This window comes from Ruegeria sp. ABF4_144 (assembly GCF_056160045.1).
This window is the reverse complement of the sequence record NZ_JBSWWK010000001.1, coordinates 693,735-715,440: the sequence shown is the minus strand read 5'-3', so window position 1 is coordinate 715,440 and position 21,706 is coordinate 693,735. Positions and strand designations below refer to the sequence as shown.

The 21,706-nt window shown below is 60.2% G+C and carries 19 protein-coding genes; 5 read left to right on the top strand and 14 right to left on the bottom strand.

Annotated features, from left to right (window positions below):
* Positions 1-14: 14 nt before the first annotated feature.
* From ACXAGD_RS03705 to ACXAGD_RS03695, 3 genes are all read right to left on the bottom strand, one after another.
* A complete protein-coding gene (locus ACXAGD_RS03705) occupies positions 15-893 on the bottom strand; it encodes a 50S ribosomal protein L11 methyltransferase (RefSeq protein ID WP_475208559.1) in 879 nt (292 codons plus the stop codon).
* Positions 894-959: 66 nt separating this feature from the next.
* Positions 960-2,192 carry an MFS transporter gene (locus tag ACXAGD_RS03700; RefSeq protein WP_475208558.1) on the bottom strand — a complete coding sequence of 411 codons (1,233 nt, stop codon included), beginning with the start codon at positions 2,190-2,192 and terminating at the stop codon, positions 960-962.
* Between the two features lie 79 nt (positions 2,193-2,271).
* Positions 2,272-4,467: a primosomal protein N' gene (locus tag ACXAGD_RS03695; RefSeq protein WP_475208557.1), complete on the bottom strand. Its 2,196-nt coding sequence runs from the start codon at positions 4,465-4,467 to the stop codon at positions 2,272-2,274.
* A gap of 88 nt (positions 4,468-4,555) precedes the next feature.
* Between ACXAGD_RS03695 and fsa the strand changes: the two genes are divergently transcribed.
* The 3 genes from fsa (at position 4,556) to ACXAGD_RS03680 (ending at position 7,031) form a co-directional block, all read left to right on the top strand.
* Positions 4,556-5,209 carry a fructose-6-phosphate aldolase gene (fsa, locus tag ACXAGD_RS03690; RefSeq protein WP_475208555.1) on the top strand — a complete coding sequence of 218 codons (654 nt, stop codon included), beginning with the start codon at positions 4,556-4,558 and terminating at the stop codon, positions 5,207-5,209.
* 197 nt (positions 5,210-5,406) lie between these two features.
* Positions 5,407-6,114, top strand: a complete 708-nt coding sequence (locus ACXAGD_RS03685) for a DUF484 family protein (RefSeq protein WP_475208554.1) — start codon at positions 5,407-5,409, stop codon at positions 6,112-6,114.
* Complete coding sequence (locus ACXAGD_RS03680; RefSeq protein ID WP_475208553.1) at positions 6,111-7,031, top strand: tyrosine recombinase XerC; 921 nt, start codon at positions 6,111-6,113, stop codon at positions 7,029-7,031. Before ACXAGD_RS03685 ends, ACXAGD_RS03680 begins: the two co-directional genes overlap by 4 nt.
* On the opposite strand, the gene ACXAGD_RS03675 is transcribed toward ACXAGD_RS03680, so the two are convergent.
* Positions 7,032-7,367, bottom strand: a complete 336-nt coding sequence (locus tag ACXAGD_RS03675; protein ID WP_475208552.1) for a hypothetical protein — start codon at positions 7,365-7,367, stop codon at positions 7,032-7,034. It abuts the gene before it with no gap.
* Between the two features lie 424 nt (positions 7,368-7,791).
* On the opposite strand from ACXAGD_RS03675, the gene ACXAGD_RS03670 reads away from it, so the two are divergent.
* Positions 7,792-8,505, top strand: a complete 714-nt coding sequence (locus ACXAGD_RS03670; RefSeq protein WP_475208551.1) for a CDP-alcohol phosphatidyltransferase family protein — start codon at positions 7,792-7,794, stop codon at positions 8,503-8,505.
* On the opposite strand, the gene ACXAGD_RS03665 is transcribed toward ACXAGD_RS03670, so the two are convergent.
* The 8 genes from ACXAGD_RS03665 to ACXAGD_RS03630 form a co-directional block, all read right to left on the bottom strand.
* Complete coding sequence (locus ACXAGD_RS03665; RefSeq protein ID WP_475208549.1) at positions 8,490-8,957, bottom strand: hypothetical protein; 468 nt, start codon at positions 8,955-8,957, stop codon at positions 8,490-8,492. The two genes, ACXAGD_RS03670 and ACXAGD_RS03665, sit on opposite strands and share 16 nt — an antisense overlap.
* A 76-nt stretch (positions 8,958-9,033) precedes the next feature.
* A complete protein-coding gene (locus tag ACXAGD_RS03660; RefSeq protein WP_475208548.1) occupies positions 9,034-9,489 on the bottom strand; it encodes a methylated-DNA--[protein]-cysteine S-methyltransferase in 456 nt (151 codons plus the stop codon).
* A gap of 70 nt (positions 9,490-9,559) precedes the next feature.
* On the bottom strand, positions 9,560-12,472 hold the full coding sequence (ileS, locus tag ACXAGD_RS03655) for an isoleucine--tRNA ligase (protein ID WP_475208546.1): 2,913 nt from the start codon (positions 12,470-12,472) through the stop codon (positions 9,560-9,562).
* Positions 12,473-12,636: 164 nt separating this feature from the next.
* Positions 12,637-15,330 (bottom strand): DUF2339 domain-containing protein, encoded by a 2,694-nt coding sequence (locus tag ACXAGD_RS03650; protein WP_475208545.1) that lies wholly within the window; start codon positions 15,328-15,330, stop codon positions 12,637-12,639.
* 252 nt (positions 15,331-15,582) lie between these two features.
* Positions 15,583-16,293 (bottom strand): VIT1/CCC1 transporter family protein, encoded by a 711-nt coding sequence (locus ACXAGD_RS03645; protein ID WP_475208544.1) that lies wholly within the window; start codon positions 16,291-16,293, stop codon positions 15,583-15,585.
* A 54-nt stretch (positions 16,294-16,347) separates the two neighbouring features.
* A complete protein-coding gene (locus ACXAGD_RS03640; protein ID WP_475208543.1) occupies positions 16,348-17,337 on the bottom strand; it encodes a YcjF family protein in 990 nt (329 codons plus the stop codon).
* Positions 17,330-17,785, bottom strand: coding sequence for an N-acetyltransferase family protein (locus ACXAGD_RS03635; protein WP_475208542.1), 456 nt, complete (start codon positions 17,783-17,785; stop codon positions 17,330-17,332). Before ACXAGD_RS03635 ends, ACXAGD_RS03640 begins: the two co-directional genes overlap by 8 nt.
* A complete protein-coding gene (locus ACXAGD_RS03630) occupies positions 17,782-19,194 on the bottom strand; it encodes a YcjX family GTP-binding protein (protein ID WP_475208541.1) in 1,413 nt (470 codons plus the stop codon). The genes ACXAGD_RS03635 and ACXAGD_RS03630 overlap by 4 nt, the downstream gene beginning before the upstream one ends.
* Positions 19,195-19,301: 107 nt before the next feature.
* Here ACXAGD_RS03630 and truA point away from each other — a divergent pair, with 107 nt between their 5' ends.
* Positions 19,302-20,069 (top strand): tRNA pseudouridine(38-40) synthase TruA, encoded by a 768-nt coding sequence (truA, locus tag ACXAGD_RS03625; protein ID WP_475208540.1) that lies wholly within the window; start codon positions 19,302-19,304, stop codon positions 20,067-20,069.
* Here truA and ACXAGD_RS03620 read toward each other — a convergent pair.
* Together ACXAGD_RS03620 and ACXAGD_RS03615 are read right to left on the bottom strand one after the other, a co-directional pair.
* The gene (locus ACXAGD_RS03620) at positions 20,066-21,016 is read right to left on the bottom strand and encodes a nickel/cobalt transporter (protein WP_475208539.1); all 951 of its coding nucleotides are present in this window, start codon (positions 21,014-21,016) and stop codon (positions 20,066-20,068) included. The two genes, truA and ACXAGD_RS03620, sit on opposite strands and share 4 nt — an antisense overlap.
* Complete coding sequence (locus ACXAGD_RS03615; RefSeq protein ID WP_475208537.1) at positions 21,001-21,693, bottom strand: DUF1007 family protein; 693 nt, start codon at positions 21,691-21,693, stop codon at positions 21,001-21,003. Before ACXAGD_RS03615 ends, ACXAGD_RS03620 begins: the two co-directional genes overlap by 16 nt.
* Positions 21,694-21,706 lie beyond the last annotated feature (13 nt).

The following is a 21,706-nucleotide window of genomic DNA, read 5'->3' as shown; positions in this document are numbered from 1 at the left end:
CTCCTGCAAATGGTCTAATTTAGGCCTTTTTTGCACAAAATTAGCGTTGTCCATTCACCAATCTCATCTCTTTTGACCAGATTGAACCCGTTCCGAGAATAAACCGAAATTACATCATCGGCCTGTTCGTTGAGGATTCCCGATAGGATCGCATATCCTCCGACTTGCAGATTCGCTGCGATATCGGGGGACAAAGCCACCAGCGGGCCCTTGAGAATATTGGCAAAAATCAGATCATAGGGGGCGTGTGACTGCAGGTCAGGATGGTCGAACCCGGCGGCCTCGACACAGTGTACCTGCCCGGACATACCGTTGGCCTTCAGGTTGGCCTCGGCCACATCCACCGCGACCTGATCAATGTCACTGGCGATAATGTCACCATCCCAGACCCGCGCGGCCGCCATAGCCAGAACCGCAGTGCCGCAGCCGATATCGGCCACTTTGGTCGCCGCAAACCCGTCGTTCAGAAGATGATCCAGCGCCTTAAGGCAGCCCAGCGTGGTGCCATGATGGCCGGTGCCAAAGGCCATCGCGGCCTCGATAAGCAGCGGAATGCGCCCCTCAGGCAGTTTATCGGCATCGTGACTGCCGTAGACAAAGAATCGTCCGGCCTCGACCGGGGCCAGTTCGCGGCGCACATGGGCAACCCAATCGGTTTCAGGTAATTCCGAAACAACAAACGGCTTGGCCTCGAACGCGGCGGCCAAAACGGCCAGTGCGGTGTCATCCGGTTCTTCGGTGAAGTAGCCGCCGATCTCCCACAGGCCCGATCCATCCTCGACCTCGAACACGCCGACGCCGGTGGGCTCCGGATCAAGACGCTCCATCGCTTCGCCCAGACCTTCGGCGGCCTTCTTGCCGGTCAAAGTGGTAAGCGCGGTAAATGTGGGCATGAGGGCCTCCTGTCTCAGTTGAGACAGCGCCTAGGGCCACAAGTTGGCAAGGTCAAGCTTTGACACCTATTCCGCGGGCGCCGGAGCGTATTTCGACAGGATGGTCTCATTGCCGGGCTCGGGGTGGCGTGGGATCAGCAGCGACAAGGCCAGCGACACCAGCGCCATTGCGGCGGCCAGTGCAAAGACCGCGCCAGGCGACACTACCCAGAGCAGTCCCAGCAGCGCGGGCAGGAACACGGCCGCAATGTGGTTGATGGTAAAGGCCACAGCTGCCGTAGGCGCGATATCAGCCGGGTCAGCGATCTTTTGGAAATAGGTTTTCAACGCCAGCGCCAAAGCGAATAGCACATGGTCGATCACATAAAGGATCGCCGCCAACAAAACGCCCCAACCGAACCAGTAGATGCCGCCGTAGGCCGCAAAGACAATGGCCAAACCCGCGTATTCGAAAATTAGCGTGCGGCGTTCACCAAACATAGACACCGCTTTGCCCAACATAGGGGCGGCGGCCATGTTAATCACCAGGTTGATCAGGTAGAGGCTGGTCAACTCGTGTACTTCAAAGCCGAACTTTTCGACCATCATGAAGCCCGCGAAGACGACGAAAATCTGCCGCCGCGCGCCCGCCATGAATTGCAGCGCGTAATACAGCCAATACCGTTTGCGCAGGACCAGCTTTTTAGTCTGCGGCGTGGGTGCATCGAACTGAGGGTAGGCAAACAGGCAGAACAGCGCCAGCAACGCCGTCACACCTCCTGCGGCCATGAATACGAAATTATAGGACAGATCGAACCGATCCCAGGTCAGCACGATTAAGCCATAGACCACCGCGGTGGACGCCGAGCCCATGGCCACCAACCAACCCAGCACCTGTGGCGCCCGATCCTTGGGCAGCCACTGAAGTTGCAATGACTGGTTCACAGTTTCGTAGTAGTGAAATCCGATCGAGCTGAACAAGGTCACGAACAGCAACCCGCCCAGGCTCGGGAACCACGCCGTCACCGCCGTCGCCACACCCAGCATCATCAGCGAGATCATCGCCAGCACTTGCTCGCGGACGAAGATGATTACTGCGATCACACCTACCGCGAGGAAACCGGGGATTTCACGGACCGTATGCAGCAGACCTATATCCGCACCGTCGAAATTGGCCACTTCGATAACGAAGTTGTTCAGCAGTGCGCTCCACGCGTTGAAAGCGATAGGCATAGTCAGCGCCATCACGAACAAGAGCGTTATGGGACGGCGCCAGAACGGCAGGCTTTGCGCCTCGGAAAGCGGCATGGGTTTCAACATGGGACTCCCTCTACGCCCATTTTCACGGTTTGGCGAGGGGCAAGGACGCGGTGCACATTAGCCCTGCGCTGACGCAGGGTCAGTAAAAGTTCTGCGGGTCGATATCGACGGTCAGGCGGATATCCCCTTTCAGGCGCAGCGGAGCAATCCAGCGGGCGATGGCGTCTTGAATGGGCGCGCCCTTGGGGGCCTTGACCAACAGGCGCACGCGGTGGCGTCCCCGAATACGCGCAATCGGCGCCGGGGCTGGGCCGAAAACCTGCGCGCCGATCTCGCGCAGCGGTGCATCATTGCGGGCCATTGCGTTGCCGATATCGAACACCGGCCCCACCTCTGGCCCAGACAGCACGATCCCGGCCATGCGCCCATAGGGCGGCACTCCGGCGGCCTGCCGTCCGGCGGCTTCGGCCTTCCAGAACCCCTCTTCGTCGCCCGAGAGGATGGCCCGTATCACTGGGTGTTCGGGCTGAAAGGTTTGCAGTAGTGCTTGACCCGGCTTGTCCGCCCGTCCCGCACGGCCCGCGACCTGCCGCATCAACTGAAACGTCCGCTCGGCCGCGCGCAAATCGGCCCCGTGAAGGCTGAGGTCGGCGTCGATTACACCCACCAGTGTCAGCTTGGGGAAGTTATGCCCCTTGGCCACCAGTTGCGTGCCGATGACAATATCCGCGTCCCCTTCGGCAATTTCTTCGATCTTGGCCTTCAGTGCCCGCGCGGAACCGAACAGGTCAGAGCTGAGCATTGCAATTTTGGCTTCGGGAAAGGTCGCCTCGGCCTCTTCCGCCAACCGTTCAATTCCCGGCCCGACCGGGGCCAGCTTGCCCTCGACCCCGCAAGACGGGCAAGTGTCTGGCATCGGTTTGGTCTCACCGCATTGGTGGCACATCAGACGTTTGAGGAACCGATGCTCGACCATCCGCGCATCGCAGTGGTCGCAGGCGATCTGTTCGCCACAAGCCCGGCACAGCGTCACCGGCGCGTAACCCCGGCGATTGATGAACAGCAGCGATTGCTCGCTGCGTTCAATCCGCTGCCGCACTGCCTGCCGCAGAGACGGGGAAATCCACGTCCCAGGCTGCATCTGCTCGGCTCGCATATCAATCGGCTTCATCTCTGGCAAAACTGCCGCACCAAACCGCGAGGTCAGGTCGAGGCGCTCATACTTGCCAGCTTCGGCATTGGCCCAACTTTCCAGCGAGGGCGTCGCACTCGCCAGAACCACCCGACCGCCACATATGGCCGAACGCAGAACCGCCATGTCGCGGGCGCTGTAATGCACGCCGTCTTCCTGTTTGTAGGAGGTATCATGCTCCTCATCGACCACGACCAATCCTAGATCGCGGAACGGCAAGAACAGCGCTGACCGCGCGCCCACGACCAATTGCGCATCGCCCTGCCCGACCATCCGCCAGACCCGACGACGTTCGGTCATGGTCGCACCGGAATGCCACTCTGCAGGACGCGCACCAAACCGCGCCTCGACCCGCGTCAGGAATTCGGCGGTCAGCGCGATCTCAGGCAACAACACCAACGCCTGCCGTCCCATACGCAGCGCTTCGGCGACGGCCTCAAGATAGACCTCGGTCTTGCCCGACCCGGTCACACCTTTTAGCAACGTTGTTCCGTAGTCACCCGTCCGCTGCCCGACCTGAAGCTTGGCAACTGCAGCCGCCTGATCCTCGGTCAGCTCTTTTCCAGGCAGGTCGGGGTCCAGATGTGGATAGGGCAGATCGCGGGGACTGTCCTCTTCCCGAACCGCACCCTGTTTCACCAGCCCTTTCACGACCGAGGATGTCACCCCTGCCTGCTCCGCCAGCTCTTTCAACGTGAATGCCAGTCCACCAAAATCCCGCAGCACCTCAAGTACACGGGTTCGCGCATCGGTCATCCGATCCGGCTCACCATCGCCCAGACGATAAATCTTGCGCATCGACGGCGGATCACCCAGCCCGGGCGCGCGCGTTGCCAGCCGCAACATCGCAGGCATCGGCGTCAGCGTGTAATCGGCGACACGACCCAGAAACATCCGCATCTCTTCACGCATCGGCGCGACTTCAAGCACCCGGATGACCGACCGCGCCTTGCTGATGTCAAAGCCGCCCTGTCCCGGCCCCCAGACCACACCCAGCACCTTTCGCGGCCCCAAAGGCACCTCGACAAATGCACCCAGAAAACAACCGCCCTCGGGCGCTTTGTAATCCAGCGTCCGGTCCAGCGGCTGTGTGGTCAGCACTGCCACCAGCTCTCCGTGGTCGAAAAATCCGTTAGCGCTCACTGCATATCCTTTGCAGGGGGTTCCAGCATGGGTCTCTTTGAGGTAAAGCCATCCGCGACCAAGGCCAACCCATCAAAGGACTGCCCTCATGAAATTCTTCGTAGACACCGCCGAGATTGATGCCATCGCCGAACTGAACGATCTGGGCATGGTGGACGGCGTAACCACCAACCCCTCGCTGATCCTGAAATCGGGCCGCGACATTCTGGAAGTGACCAAAGAGATCTGCGATCTGGTCGACGGCCCCGTATCCGCCGAAGTGGTTGCCACTGAGGCCGACGATATGATCGCCGAAGGCCGCAAACTGGCCAAGATCGCGCCTAACATCGCCGTCAAAGTGCCGCTGACCTGGGCCGGCCTGAAAACATGTAAAACCCTCAGCGACGAAGGTCAGATGGTCAACGTGACCCTGTGCTTCTCGGCCAATCAGGCGCTTTTGGCCGCTAAAGCGGGCGCGACCTTCATCTCACCCTTTATTGGCCGCCTGGACGACATCAACCTCGACGGTATGGACCTGATTGCTGACATCCGCCAGATCTACGACAACTACGGGTTCGAAACCGAAATTCTCGCCGCTTCGATCCGCACGGTGAACCACGTAACCGACAGCGCGCGTATCGGCGCTGACGTGATCACCGCCCCGCCCGCCGTGATCAAGAAACTGGCCGACCACCCCCTGACCGACAAGGGCCTTGAAACCTTCTTGGCAGACTGGGCCAAGACCGGTCAGAAAATCCTCTGACACTGAACGCGACCACGCGGTGCCGTGAGGCGCCGCGCCCGGCCCAACTGTGAAGCCCGATCTTCTGATCAGGGCATTGCAGGCGGGAGCCATTCCGACACAATCAAGCGTTAAATCCACTTTTGCGTGCATTTTTTCCAAGGCAAATCGGGCGTCCCGTGTTATAAGCCGCTCAACAAAAAAAGACCGGACGGGACATGAGCAGCAACATCAAACTCAAGGATAATCTTCGCGCCGCGATTCTGGCTGAACCAGACGCCGTGCTGGACGACAAGGACCTGATGCAGGCGCTTGTGGCCGCTAACGAACAGGCGCGTGGTGACAATGTCATCGACCTGCGTGGCATCGCCATGCAGCGGCTTGAGGCTCGGCTGGATCGGCTCGAGGACACGCACCGCTCGGTCATCGCGGCGGCCTATGAAAACCTCGCTGGCACCAATCAGGTGCACCGCGCCATACTGCGGTTGTTGGAACCGGTCGATTTCGAAGATTTCCTGCGCACGCTGGGCGATGAAGTCGCCGATATCCTGCGCGTGGACCACATCACGCTGGTTCTGGAAACCACAGCCCTGCAGGAAGACCCCGCGATCGAAAAGCTAGGCGGAGTGCTGACCGTGGTCGAACCGGGTGCAGTCGATGCTTATCTCAGTCAGGACCGCGGCGGGCCGGCCCGGCAAGTTGTCTTGCGCCCGATTGCTCATGCCAATCCCCGAATTTTCGGCGCCATGGCCGGTCAGCTTCGATCCGAAGCCTGCCTGAGGCTGAATTTGGGTGAAGGCCGCCTGCCTGGCATGATTATTATGGCGGCCAGAGACGCTAACCACTTCACTCCGCAACTGGGTACTGATCTTCTGTCCTTCTTCGCTGGCGTGTTCGAACGCTCGATGCGCCACTGGCTATCGTGAGCCTGATCTCTCCCGCCTGTCGCGATGCGCTTCAGCATTGGCTGGACAGTCTGGGAGCACTGGCTGGGCGATCCGAGAACACGCAGACCGCGTATCGTGGTGATGTCACCGAATTCCTGTCTTTCATGACCTTGCATCACAGCGAACGCCAGGGGTTGGCGGCGCTGGCCCGGATCACCGTATCTGATATGCGCGCATGGATGGCGGATCAACGCGCCTCGGGCGTGGGTGCGCGGTCGCTGGCTCGTAAACTCTCAGCCGTCAAAAGCTTTTACCGCTGGCTGGCCGAACGTGAGGGGTTCGAACCCACAGCCGTCCTGTCGACCCGCGCCCCCAAATTCACCAAGAAACTGCCCCGCCCGCTGGCCGAAGACGCTGCCCGCGCCATGATCGAAACGGTCGAACTACAATCGACCAACGATTGGGTATCTGCCCGCGATGTGGCCGTAGTCACGCTGTTGTACGGCTGCGGGCTGCGCATATCTGAGGCCCTGTCCCTGACCGGAGCAGATGCGCCGTTGCCCGAAACCCTGCGAATCGTCGGCAAAGGCGACAAAGAGCGGATCGTGCCTGTCCTGCCCGCTGCTCGCGCGGCGGTGGATCACTACCTGAAACTGTGCCCCCATCCGCAAGACAAGGACAAGGCCCTGTTTCGCGGCGTCCGAGGTGGCCCTCTGAACCCGCGAGCCATTCAGGGCGTGATGGCCAAGGCGCGGATGCAACTCGGCCTGCCTGCAACGGCCACGCCGCACGCTCTGCGACACAGCTTTGCCACCCATCTTCTATCCGCCGGGGGCGACCTGCGCGCCATTCAGGAACTGCTTGGACACGCGTCGCTGTCGACCACCCAGACCTATACAGCCGTGGATACCGCGCGGTTGATGGAGGTCTACAACCGCGCGCATCCAAAGGCCTGATTAGTCCGCCTTCAACTTGATGGCTTTATAGCCGTAAGCGTCGCCCTCTTTTTCACCGCTCACCGATCCCGCGACCGCCCCACCGATAATACCGCCGACAAGAATGCCCGCTCCGATGGCATTGGCCTTGCGGTTGTCAGCCGAAGGGTTTGAGGGCTTAACGGTTTGAGAAAGCTCTTTTCCATCTACCAGGCATTTCACCTGAATGGGTTTCGTATTCTTCCCGTAGCTGGGAAGATTGACGATCCCCGGAGTGGCGACTTTCGCTGCAAAACCCTCGCCTACCAGATCACATGTCGCCTGCAGACTTGAGTTTTCGTCACGCGAAACCCGCACGCTTGTTGCGCGAAAACCGATAACGCCTTGCTATGCTACGTCTGAGGCAAACTCTACATTCTCAGCATGGCCTTTGGCTTTGAGAATACTCTCCTGTTTTGTCGCGCAAGCCGTGCATACCAAAGTCAGAATGACGGCAGTGAAGGGGGCAATTTTCAGTTGGGAACTGTTCCGAATTGGATTGTTTTTTGGTTGTGCAGTTAGGGTGCTAGTTGCGCACCCAAAAGTACTCAACAACGCGTAAAGCTCGCGTTAAAAGGTACTCTCCACCATGCGGCATGGAAACTACACAGGTAGCGCGTCTAGCAGAAGGGCTGGGCTTATCACCGCTCTAAAGTGATCAAAATTCATCTTATGTTGGTCGCGTGCGCAATAGAGAGTTTTTTGCTTTGCATCTGTGGCGCGCTTCGTACATGACACCCGCATGACACTCAGATTCAAAGCGCTTCTCGTCCATCTTTTCACCGCCACTGGCGCTGTTTTCGCGATGCTGGCCATGCTGGCCGCTGTCGAAGAGAAGTGGAGCTTGATGTATCTATGGCTGGTGGTCTCGTTCATCGTGGATGGCATCGACGGTCCTCTGGCCCGCCACTACCATGTGAAAAAGAATGCGCCCGAGTTCGATGGTGTGCTGCTGGATCTGATCATCGACTATCTGACCTATGTGTTCATCCCGGCCTATGCGCTGTTCAAATCCGGGCTGATGGACGGCTGGACTGGCTGGTTCGCGATCATCGTCATCACCTTTGCAAGCGCGATGTATTTTGCCGATACGCGCATGAAAACAAAGGATAACTCTTTTTCAGGCTTCCCCGGTTGCTGGAACATGTTCGTGATCGTGATCTTCGCGCTGGAGCCCAATTTCTGGATCATCTTGCTGCTGGTGTCGCTGCTGTCGCTGGCGATGTTCCTGCCCTTGAAGTTCATTCACCCCGTCCGCACTGAACGCTGGCGTGCCATATCACTGCCCATAGCGTTTGCCTGGACTTTCTTTGCCGGTTGGGCTGCCTGGGTCGATTTCCATCCTGAAAGCTGGGCGCATTGGGGCCTGGTGATCACCAGCCTGTATCTGGTGTCAGCAGGAATTGCGCAGCAGATCATTCCGCAGCGGAAAAGCGTGGATTACAGAACTTCCTGAACTTCGAACTCGGTACCGTTATGGGTGAAGACGTCGCCCTCTTGCAAGCCTACCATCGACAGGTAGATCGGGCTTTGGGTTGAGATCCCCATATAGGTTTTACCATCGACATCGAACCGCGTGGTCGAAACGCAGACCACAAAGCGGCGGTTGTTGAACTTGACCACTGCACCGGGCTGCACCTTGTCCGTCACACTAAAATCAGTGTTCTCGATCACGTCGATCTTTGCGTGGTGGGCGTGGACAGGGGCGTCAAAGGCTGCCGCCAGGTCCGCATTCTCGCGCGAGGCGGCAATATCGTCCTTGTCATGCCCTTCCCGGTCATCCAGCTGGGAATCCTTCAGGAAGGCATCGTAATGCGCCTGAGCAGTTGCCAGCTCTTGTTCCTCCAACGACATCAGTCGGTCAATAATAGCCTTTTTACGAGCGGCCGTATCTGTTTGGGCGGTCATGCAATGCGGTCCCTTGAATTCTCTATCTGATACAAATTGGGCCTCAAGCAACCGGATTGCAATAGAATTCCGCGTCTCAGATCAGTAAGCCCGCTGCCCGTTCATGACGCAGCAAGGCAACCTTGGTCTCGATTCCACCATCGCCGGAAAAGCCACCCAGTCCGTTGGCCGACAGAACCCGGTGGCAGGGAATGATAACCGGGATCGGGTTAGCTCCGCAGGCTTGCCCCACGGGCTGAGCGGGTTGCCCCAGCTCTTTGGCGATATCGCCATAGGTGCGGGTTTCGCCCAACGGGATGGCATACATCAGATCACAGACTTGCTGCTGAAACGCGGACCCGGCCACGTTATAGGGTAGGTCGAACCGTTCCAGCCGCCCCTGATCATAGGCCGTCAACTGCGCGGCAGCTTCTTGCAACAAAGGCGTATCGGGCCCTTCGTTCCGGCCATCCCAAACAAGGCGTGTGATGGCCCCGTCAGTCTCTTCAACCCCGAGGCAACCGAACTGAGTTTCTACGGCAATCATAGGCATGGGCGTAGGGTTTCAGATCGCTTCGTCCGGCGCAACGAAAAAACCCCGGCCGTTGGGCCGGGGGTTGATGTTAGCTCAGCGCTTCGTCGCAGCGTCCGCAGACACCTGCGTGGGCGTGGCGACCCACATCGGGCAGGATTTTCCAGCAACGCTGGCACTTTTCGCCATCAGCCTTTTCGAACACCACTGCAACGCCTTCGATTTCCGGCACGCGGAATGCCTCGGCTGGGGCCGGGTCGCCAGTGACGGTAAGGCCGGACGTGATGCACATGTCATCCACGTCGAAGGTGGCCAGCAGATCACGTGTTTCCTGATCCTCAACATGCACGATCGGCGCAGCCTCGAGGCTGGAGCCGATCACCTTGTCCTGACGCTGAACCTCCAACGCGGCGGTCACGGCGCGGCGCACGCGGCGCACCTTGGCCATGTAGGTTTCCATCACCTCGTTGCGCCAATCGGCGGGCGTGTCCGGGAAGTCCACCAGATGGACCGAGCTGTCATCGCCCGGGAACCGTTCCAGCCAGACCTCTTCCATAGTGAACACCAGCACCGGGGCCAACCATGTGGTCAGGCGATGGAACAGGATGTCCAGCACGGTGCGGGCCGCGCGGCGGCGCAGGCTGTCACCGTCGCAATACAGCGCGTCCTTTCGCACGTCGAAGTAGAAGGACGACAGATCGACCGTAGCAAAGGTAAAGACGGCGCTGAACACGCCCTGGAAGTCGAAAGACGCATAGCCTTTACGGACCTGCTCATCCAGGTCGGCCAGACGGCTGAGAACCCAGCGTTCCAGACGCGGCATCTCCTCGGGCGCGACGCGGTCGGCCTCGGTGAAATCGGCCAGCGAGCCCAGCATGAACCGCATGGTGTTGCGCAGACGGCGATAGCTGTCGGCGGTGCCTTTCAGAATCTCCGGCCCGATCCGCTGGTCAGCGGTATAGTCGGTCTGAGCCACCCACAGGCGCAGAATGTCGGCGCCGTATTGCTTGACCACCTCTTCCGGCACGATTGTGTTGCCCAGCGACTTGGACATTTTGTTGCCCTTGGCATCCAGCGTGAAGCCATGGGTCACCACATTGCGGTACGGTGCACGACCCTTGGTGCCGCAGGCCTGCAGCATGGACGAGTGGAACCAACCGCGATGCTGGTCGGTGCCCTCCATGTAAACATCAGCGATGCCGTCCTCGGTACCGTCTTCGCGATCACGCAGAACAAAGGCATGGGTCGAGCCGGAGTCGAACCACACGTCCAACACGTCAAACACCTGATCGTAATCGTCGGGGTTGGCGATACCGTCGAGGATCTTTTCTTTAAAGCCATCCGTGTACCAGATATCTGCGCCGTCTTTCTCGAACGCCGCCTTGATGCGGGCGTTCAGGTCTTCGTTGCGCAGCAGGTAATCCGCGTCGGTCGGCAGAGCGCCCTTCTTGGTGAAGCAGGTTAGCGGTACGCCCCAGGCGCGCTGGCGTGACAGAACCCAGTCCGGGCGCGCTTCGATCATCGAATACAGGCGATTGCGGCCGGTCTGCGGCGTCCATTTCACCAGTTCGTCGATAGACCGCAGGGCACGTTCGCGGATGGTATCCCCCATCTCACCCATGCCGTCATTCAGCTTGCGGTCGACAGAGGCAAACCACTGCGGCGTGTTGCGATAGATGATCGGAGCTTTCGAGCGCCACGAATGCGGATAGCTGTGTTTGATCTTGCCACGCGCCAGCAGACCGCCAACCTCGACTAGCTTGTCGATGACGGCCTTGTTTGCGTCACCCTCACCGCCCTTGCGGGACAGGATGAACTTACCGCCAAAGAACGGTAGATCGGCGCGGAAGCTGCCATCGTCCATCACGTTATAGGTGATGACCTGTTCCAGCATGCCCAGATCACGATAGAGTTCGAATTCCTCCATACCGTGCGAGGGTGCACAGTGGACGAAACCGGTACCTTCGGTATCGGTCACAAACTCGGCCGCGCGGAAGTCACGGATGTCATCCCATTCGCCATTGCCGCCCTCAGCACCGGCCAGCGGGTGGGTCAGTTGCACGCCTGCCAGCTCATCTGCGGTCACGTCACGAACGCGGGTCCACTGGTCGTCGTTAAGACGAGCGCGGCCAAGCACATCGGCGGCCAGATTGTCGGCCAGCAGGAACTTGTCGCCCACCGCAGCCCAGCATTCTTCTGGAGCGCCGGTGACTTCGTACAGGCCGTAGGAGATATCCTTGCCATACACTACCGCTTTGTTCGACGGCATGGTCCACGGAGTCGTCGTCCAGATCACGACAAAGGCATCATCCAGATCGCCCGCATTCACGACCTTGAACTTCACCCAGATGGTGAAGCTCTCCTTGTCGTGATACTCAACCTCGGCCTCAGCCAAGGCGGTCTTTTCGATGGGCGACCACATCACAGGTTTCGAGCCCTGATAGAGCGTACCGTTCATCAGGAACTTCATGAACTCATCGGCAATCACGGCCTCGGCGTGATAGTCCATGGTGATGTAGGGATCGGCCCAGTTGCCGGTGATACCCAGGCGCTTGAACTCTTCGCGCTGGATGTCGATCCAGCCCTCGGCGAACTTGCGGCATTCCTGACGGAAATCGACAACGTTCACCTCGTCCTTGTTCTTGCCCTTCTTGCGGTACTGCTCTTCGATCTTCCACTCGATGGGCAGACCGTGACAGTCCCAACCGGGCACATAGCGCGCGTCGAAGCCCATCATCTGATGCGACCGCACGATCATGTCCTTGATGGTCTTGTTCAGCGCGTGGCCGATATGCAGGTGGCCGTTGGCGTAGGGCGGGCCATCGTGCAGCGTAAAGGGCGCGCGGCCCTCTTTTTCGCGCAAGCGGTCATATACGCCGATGGTCTCCCACCGCTCCAGCCATGCGGGCTCGCGCTTGGGCAGACCAGCGCGCATGGGGAAATCGGTTTTGGGCAGGTTCAGCGTGTCTTTGTAATCAGGTGTCTGGATCGTGTCGGCGCACATTGGGGGCGTCCTTTGGATGATCTGGTCGTACTAGGATCGAAGCGGTCGGTGCGAAGTCTCAAACACCTTTGCCCGGCGTCTCAGAGGGTCAGAGCGCCGGGGATATAATTCGAATAATGATGGCCGTCCGGTCATACATGGCCGGGCTTATAGGACGCCCACGCCTAATGGTCCAGAGGTTCCGGGTCGTGCGGCGAATGGCGCAGCTTGGCCCAGCGATTGAGCCAAGCCAGACCTGCCAACGCCAGACCCAAAGCCAGCAGCGAGAACACCCGGATCAGGCCGCCAAGCCCGGCGATGTCGATCAGGAACACCTTGGCCACAGCCAACCCGATCACCACCAGACCCGCCTTGCGCATCAGGTCAGATCGGCGCGCCAACGACTGGTAGAACAACGCCGCCCCGATCACCAGCAGGGCCATAGTGTAAGTGTAAAGCTCAGGCTGGGTCACGCCGTTGACCTCATACATGCCGGTCGCGCCCTGCCAGACATGACGGATCATCAGCCCCAGCCAGACGGCTGCCAACAGTCCGCTCAAGCCCCAACTGGCGCGTTTCAGCCACAGCGGCGTTGCATGGATACGCCAGACCGAGAACCCGATGGCCAGTGCGGGTAACAAGTAAGCAACTGCGAGCGTATTCAATACCGGCGGCCCCAGAACCGGTGGCGCAACCGTGCTTAGCAACGGGTTCGCATCAACCAACGCCTGAACCAAACGGAAAAGACCGTGCCCGGCAAAGAAAGCTGCCAGCAGATATCGGGCATAGTTCAGCTTTCCGCCCAGTTCGAACCGCTGCACCTGCGCAAAGGCCAGCAGCAACCAGATGATCGCCAGCAGGCCCAGCCCCCAGTGACTGTTTGTAGCGTTGCCCTCGCCAAAGCTCTGCAGCCAACGTTCCAGCAGCAAGGACAGGAATATACCCCCGGTGGCCCAGGTGGCGCTCTCTAACAGCAGCGTTGCAACGGGTCGGTTAAGCGGTCGGATCAGCAGCCAACCCGACAGGAAACCAAGGGTTGCGACCGCATAGACCAGCGTCATTTCAAGGACCGGAGCCGTGCTGGCCCAACCAAGCCCCGGGTTCAGCACTAGCCTAACCGTGACCGTGAAGACACCCGCCCATATGAACCAACTCATCGGCGGTAAGGTGAATTTGCGATCCAGCGCGGCGGCCACGACAACCATCGCGACCAAAGCGATAGTCAGCGCCGCAGAACTGAGGACGATAACGCAGGCAAAGGTCAAACAGGATAAGGCCGAGAGCGTCGCCAGAGAGGCGCGCATCCGTTCATCCCCGTCAACGCGCGCAAAACGTTCGGCAAAGACAACCATCAAAACGCCCAAGGCGATACCATGCAGTGCCCAGGGGTAAGCTCCGATGACTGTCGCGGGGTGCCAACCAACCTCAAGCGCGATGGCCAACACGGGCGCAAAGACGGCGGCGGCACCGGCCCAGCCTGCCGCAAACCTGTGCGCCTGCATCGAGCGCCACACTGCGGTGACGGAAATCATCGCACCCAGAATGATCAGGATCGTGACCACCCACGGGTAATCCGCCTCGGCGGTCTCCGCATAGGTTTCAGCGAAATGGCGCAGTACGACCCCATTGTCCCACCCATGCATCAGAACGAACCAAACCAGACCGAGCGCAGGTAACACCGTCGCGTCCTGCAAGGCCCCTGCCCGCCTGCCCCACAGCATCAGTCCAAGCGTCAGTCCTGCCAATAGCGCAACACCCAACCAGAACTCCGCTGGGCTGTCGGCCCAATGCACTGACAGAATCGCGGAACTCACGGCAACTGCGGCAAAGCTAAGCCGCGTGGGAAACTCGGGCCACGCATCACCCTTTTTACGGGTGATGATCTGGCTGATCATCGCGCCGTCATGGTCGGGCCAGACACGCTGAACCGGGATGGCAATCGCAATCACCGCCAGTGCCGTAACGCAGATTAGATAGTCCGGTTCTGTCAGCGGCGAGGACAGCACCAGCAACAGGCAGGCGGTATAGGCACCAAACAGGGTCAGAACTGAAATCCACGCCCAGCGCCGCACTGTGTCGATACCCAATCCCAAAACCGCGATCACGAAGAAATAGGCATAGAGCCAACCCGGATCCTCGGACGTGCCACCAACAACAAAGGGCGCCGAAAAGGTCCCGATCAAACCCACGGCCGCCAGCAACGGGCCGTGAAACCAGCCGAGGATCAATCCCACCAGGGCAACCGCGACCATCGCGATCAATGCGGCTTCGGGGCCAATCAGGTCATAGAGCTGCCTTGCGGCCAGAATGCCTCCGAACAGAGTAACCAAACCGGCGCCAGAGAAGACCGAGGGCAAATAGGCGGTGGCCGAGGCTTCATCATCGCCGAACCTGCGGCGGATTACTTCTCCAACTACAATCGACACCGCACCGAAACTCAAAGCAGCAATCACGCGGGCGGACGGCGGTAGCAACCCGTTTTCGACACCGTATTGAACCAGGAATATCCCCGCCAGCGCCAGCGACAGGGCGGACACCGCATAAAACCAGTTCTCACGCAACCAGTTCGCGAGCGCGGCAAACCGATCCTCACGAAACACGACGGCGGCGGGCGGTGTCTGCTCAACAGCGGGTTGGGGTGTCTGCGCCTTGGACCACGGGGCGGGCTTTGGCGGCTTGTCTGGTTTCTCGGTCGGTTTGCGCGGCTCGGGTCGGGGTGGCGCAGCGCTGGTTTCGGAGACATCGCCCCCCAGCGCGCGAAGTTGCTTTTCCAACTGCTCGACACGGCGACGCAGGCGGGTGTGACCGACAAGCAGAACAATGATGGCTACCGGGATGGCCAGTACGATCAATCCGACAAGAACAAGCAGGGATTCCAATGGGCTCTCCGGTTGGTTTCACCGTCAGGCTACCCGAGGCACGCATTGGGCAACAGTCAGAAAACCCGCCAGTTTGCAGGTACATCCGCGCGCTGAATCTAGCCTAGCGTGGGGCGCGCGATAACTGTCCGAGGATGGTCTGCACCGCCGCAAAAGCCGCAAGCCCGCAATCAGAATAGTTGCGGGACAGGCCTGAGGCTGCATTTGTTGTCGGCGACAACCTCCTGCGCCAAGCTGGATTAATCTAGCCCGTCAGGGGTGAAACAGTGACCCGACGAGGAACGCGATCAATGCCGCAGCCCCGCCGATTAGGAAAGTTTCGAACCCGGATCGCCACCAGGGCGACAACGACCAGCGGCTCTTGAACGCTCCGATGGCAAAAAAAACACCCATGGTCATGCAGGCCGAGACGGCAAAGGCTTGATCAACCGACAGAAGGAAGGGCAGCAGCGGCACCATACCAGCAACCAGGAACGCAATGAACGTAGCCATCGCAGCCTTGAACGGATGCGGATCGACGCTGCCCAGCCCGTATTCGCCTTCGACCATCAGGTTGATCCAGTTTTCGTGGTTGGCTGTGATCGCATCTGTCGCCTCATCCAAAACGCGACCGGACAGACCTTTCTGCGCTAGAATCTCGCGTACCTCGCGGCGCTCACCATCGGGATAGAGGTCTATGTGACGCTCCTCAATGGCGCGGATTCGGCGAATATTGTCCAGTTCAGCCTTGGTGCCCGAATAGTTCCCGGCGGCCATGGAAAACCCATCCGCCAGCACATTCGCCAACCCCAATGCAACAATGATGAAGGGTGACAGCCCCGCCCCGGCTACCCCGGCCACGATGGCAAAGGTAGTCACGGACCCGTCGATTCCCCCATAGACCACATCGCGCAGCACCCCCCGACCCGGTGGCGCATTGATCCGCGCGGCGATTTCCTGCTGGCTGTGTCCGTGATCGGTCATGGCTGGCTCCGGCTTTATATTGCGCACCAGCAGACCGGAGGGCTTTGCGTCAGGTCAAGTTTTCGAAAACAACCCTCTCAGCGCCCGCTTGATCATCCCACGCGTCGAGGGTTGGTGCCGCTCGGAAAATGGCAGCGGACGGCAGACCTCCATCGCGGCCACGCCTACCCGCGCGCTGAGGGCACCGTTCACCAGCCCCTCACCAAACCGGCGAGACAGCTTGCTGAGGACCGATCCGCCCAGAACCGGTTCCAGCAGGTCGTCGCCCACAGCCACGGCCCCGGTTGCGACAAGATGCACAAAGACCGCCCGGGTCAGTCGCCAGCTGCCCAGAAACCCTGCGCGACCGCCGTAGATTTCGGCCACCCGGCGGATCATCCGCAGCGACGCTGCCAGCGCCGTCACTACATCCGCCAGCGCCAGAGGCACCAACGCGGTCACGGTCGCCACCTGCCGGGCGGCGGCCTCGACCTCGCGGCTGGCAGCGGCGTCCAGAGGGGCCAGCAATTCGTCTTCGGCCAAAGTCAAAAGGGTCGAGGCGTCGAATTGCTCGCCCATCCGCTCCGCCAGACGGTCGCGGCCCCATTGGGTTTCGTCGCGCCCTTTGTAGAATGCGATCAGACGGTTGGTGACCGCGCGGGCCTTTGCAAGATCACCTTCAGCCAGCGCAACGTCGGCAGCGTGCCGCATGCCATCCACCCGGGACAGTCGCCCAATGGCCGCCAGTTCCCGCACCGCGATGATCAAAGCAACCAAAACAAGCGCTCCGATAAGGCCGGTCACCACCCAGCCCAAAATCGGCGCGCGCAGCAGCAGCGAATTGACGAAATCCCACGCAGCAACCGAGACCACTGCACCGATCACCGCCAGCGCCAAGCCCCAGAACCATCTCGACAAGGCCGAAGGTTTGCGCGCCGCCAACCGCGCCGCCGTCTGCATCGCCTGCCCTTGCGGCGGCGCTATATCGGGCACCGGCGGTGCCTGCGACACGTCGGCTGCGGGTTCTTCCGCGTCCAGATCAATCAGTACCGGACCTTTAGCCATCCGCCCCCCCTTCGCTGCGCCAGACATATTTGATGTCCGGCAGATTCTCATCATTGTCGGTGCCGTCGCTGCGGGCAACCTCGGCAAACCCATTGCGCTCATAGAACCGCTGCGCACTCAAATTGGCCTGAAACGCAAATAGAGACAGTTGCGTCCGGCCGGATTTGGCGCCTTGCAGCAGACGCTGCCCGATCCCCTGCCCGCGCGCCGCTGGCGTCAAGTACAACGAGTGGATGTCATCCCCGTTCAGCGCCAGAAACCCAAGGACCTGGTCATCCGCTTCGGCCACAGTGACCCAACCCCAGTCTATCATGCGACCGCAAAAGGCGATGGTTTCGGCTCGGGAATGCAGTTCAGGCATCCAGTCGTTTTCAAGGGCGAACCGGTGCAGGATCTCTCCGATAGTGCCGGCGTCCGTGGTACGGGCGGGGCGGAGGGTGACGGTCACAGGCGGTCTCCAATCAGGAACTGCGCGGCGCGGTCTAGTCGGATATGCGGTGGCCCATCACCGGGGCGCAGGGTCAAATGGGCTGGCGCGAAGGCCATAAAACCGTATTCCTCACCCAACCAGCTTTCTGCTCCGTTTCGAGCAGGTCCCAGCAAATGCGCCGGATCGTCCGGTAGTTCGCCCGGATAAAACGCCGCCTGCTTGCCATCCAGCAAAGTGCCGCGCACACAAGGCAAATCCGCCCCATTGTGAGCGCGAATTTCTTCGGTCGTCGCCCGCAACGCAGCCAAAGACAACGCCGCTGTTTCCGCCCCGGCAAAACTGGCGCGGTCGCGGGCATCACGGGTCAGGGCCTCCATGATATGGGTCAGGCGGGGATGTTGTGTGTGATGCAGGTGATCAGCCTTGGTGGCTGCGAATAGGATACGTTCGACACGTTTGCCCAACAGTAACTGACTGAGCCAAGCGTTGCGCCCGGGACGGAAAGCCGCAAGGATATCGGCCATAGCGCGGCGCATATCCTCGACCGCTTGCGGCCCCTTGTGGATAGCGCCCAGCGCGTCGACCAGAACCACTTGTCGGTCGATCCGCGAAAAATGATCGCGAAAGAACGGCTTTACAACCTGAGATTTATACGCCTCGTAGCGCCGCGCCATTTCGCGGTGCAGGCTACGGCGGGGGGCGTGTCCCTCCACCGGCAGGGGGGCAAAGGTGAGCACCGGTGAACCCTCCAGATCGCCTGGCAAAAGGAAACGGCCAGGCGTGCAATCGTAGAACCCGGCATCTCGTGCGCCAGCCAGATAAGCCGCAAATGCCTTGGACAATGCCTGAGCCGTTGGTTCGTCATGCGCAGCAGCCGGGTCGGCTGCTTTAGCCTGCGCCAGAAATGCCTCAGCCTCGGATCGCTGCGCAATGCGCTCCAATGTTTCTGCCGACCAGACCTCATAGGATTTGTCCAGCAGCGCCAAATCCAGCAGCCATTCGCCGGGATAGTCAACAATATCCAGGTGGATGGTCCGCGGCCCCTGCAGACCGGACAGCAGACCAGATGGACGTGCCTTGAAGGACAGGCGCAGCTCGGACACAGCACGGGTGCTGTCAGGCCAGTGCGGCTGCGGGCCAGTCAGCGCGGCCAGGTGGTTTTCATAGTCGAACCGGGGCACTGTATCGTCGGGCTGCGGCTGCAGATAGGCGGTGTTGATCCGGCCCTCCTGCTGCGCGACCAATCCGGGCATCCGCCCCCGATCCAGCAGGTTTGCAACCAGAGACGTGATGAACACCGTCTTGCCCGACCGCGCCAGTCCGGTGACACCCAGACGTATGACAGGCTCGAACAACGTCTCGGACACGCGGTCGCCGACGGATTCGACACTACGTACAAGACTGTCTGCCAGGGATGAGATGACCAAACTGTCGCCCCGCTTTTTTCGTTTCGCTCAAGATAGGTAGAGCACACCGGACTTGCCAGAGCTTTCCCGCCCTTGCCCCTTTTCGCGCGGCACGTTACCAGCGGCCCATGCCCAGATACGCGCTGAAAGTCGAATACCAAGGGGAACCGTTTGCCGGGTGGCAGCGGCAAAAGGAATTGCCATCCGTGCAAGGGGCAATCGAACAGGCACTGTCACGTATTCAGCCCGGCGATCACACCATCGCCGCCGCCGGGCGCACCGATGCAGGTGTGCACGCGCTAGGTCAGGTGGCCCATTGCGATCTGATCAAGGACTGGGACCCGTTCCGCCTATCCGAAGCGTTGAACTATCACCTCAAGCCGCAGCCTGTCGCCATCGTAAAGGCCGCTCGGGTAGATGACGACTGGCACGCTCGGTTTTCGGCGCTGGAACGCCAGTATCTGTTCCGTATTTTGATGCGTCGCGCACCCGCGACCCATGACGCCGGGCAGGTCTGGCAAATTAATCACCGGCTGGACATTGATGCGATGCAGGCCGGGGCAGATATGCTGATCGGGCGGCATGATTTCACCACCTTCCGCTCGTCCATCTGTCAGGCTGCCAGCCCGGTTAAAACCCTGGACGAGCTGCGGATTGAGCAGGTTGAAGGCTTTTCCGGCCCCGAGGTGCATTTCCACGTCCGCGCGCGGTCTTTCCTGCACAATCAGGTCCGCAGTTTTGTCGGAACACTGGAACGCGTCGGTGCAGGTGCTTGGACGCCCGATGATGTGCGCAATGCGCTAGAGGCCGCAGATCGGGCCGCCTGCGGGCCAGTATGCCCGCCGCAGGGCCTGTACCTTGCGCGGGTCGGCTATCCGGAACCTGTGTTCGACTAGATCGCTCGCATCAGCAGGCCACTGGCGATCACAACGATGATCAGTCCTGCTACCAGTTCGATCGTCGGCGCCAACACCGAGGCAAATCGCGTGGCCGAAACAGAGGCCAACAACCCTCCGCGCAGTCCGAACGAGGTCCAACCGACCAGAGTCGTGACCAACGCGGTACCCAAAGCCATAGCAAACGCGCCTGCGATGCCGACCATTGCGATTCCCATTTGCCATGTCAGGATCAATACGAACAAAGCGCCGGTACAGGGCCGCGCGGCAATGCCAGCGATCAGCAGCATGGCCTCACGCAGACTACCGACCTGAGCGACCTCTTCGGCCGTCGGGCCGTGGCGGTGGCCGCAATCGGCACAGACGCCGTCATCGTGATCATGATGATGGTGGTTCTGGTTATGCTGATGGTGATGGTGATGATCATGATGCTGATGGCTGGTTTCGGTGCGATGCCGCCGTGCAAAGCTGCGAACGGAGCGGACCACTAGCCAAAGACCGATTGCGGCAATGGCTGCGTAACTGATTGGGGCCATGACCTGCTCAGTCGTTCCTACAAGGCTCTCGCGCGACATCTGAAAGATGAGAACCCCTGCGTAGACCAGCACAACGGCCGTCACCGCCTGACCCAAACTGGACAGCACACTGATCGCGGACAGGCGCCAAAAGGCGACGCGACGGCCCAGCCCGTAGCCTCCGATCAGCACCTTGCCGTGGCCGGGACCGATGGCGTGAAAGAAGCCATAGGCGAAACAAACCGTTAGCAGGGTCGCAACAGCCTCGGGCTGTTCGGCACGCGCGGCCCGCAGGGCGCGGGCGATCTGGTTTTGGAACTCGCGCTGCTCACCGGCGGCCCAAGCGGCCAGGCTGTCAAAGCCGCCACTTCCCCAGAACCACAGCAGCAACGCAATGGCGATGCCAACCGGAACAATCAAGTATTTGGACATGAAACGAAAATCTCGGTCGCAAAGCTTTCCCCGACCAGCGGGATATCGTTTTCTTCAAGATCGTAGTCGGCATCCAGCGTTAACAAGAAGGCCTGCATCTGGGCCAGTTGACCGTCGATATCAGGATCAATCCGGCTGATCTGGCAAGACGCGGGGCCTGTGACCGTCACCGGGCGGGTCACCTCATACGCGGTATAATAAGTTTCATCATAGGCTTTTGCCGTCAGCGCCGAAGCTGGCACAACACCTGCTTCAACGGCACGAAGGTGGGACGAAACGATACGCCCGTCCTCGGTGGTGGCCTGCGGCTCCATCGGGCCGGACAAGGCGACCGGAGCGCCATCTGCAAACACGACCAGATCGCCGTTATACCCCTCAACCCATTGCGCATCAAAACCGGCCAGAAAACCCTGTTCGCTGTCCGTCAGAACGCCGTCCGCATCCTGATCTAGCTTCATGTCTTCGAGGATCAGTAACGAGTAGAACTCATCATAGGCCCAGGTCACGCGTACATGCGTCAGCTGGCCGGTCTCGTCCACGATGAACTCCAACCCGGTGTCGATGAACACATGCGGGTGCGCCATCACCGGGATCGGCAGGCAGCAGGTCAAAAGGGTCACAATCCAGCGCATGGACGAAAGATAGGGGTTCGACCCACGCCCGGCAATGCGATTCACGGGTGACGTGCAG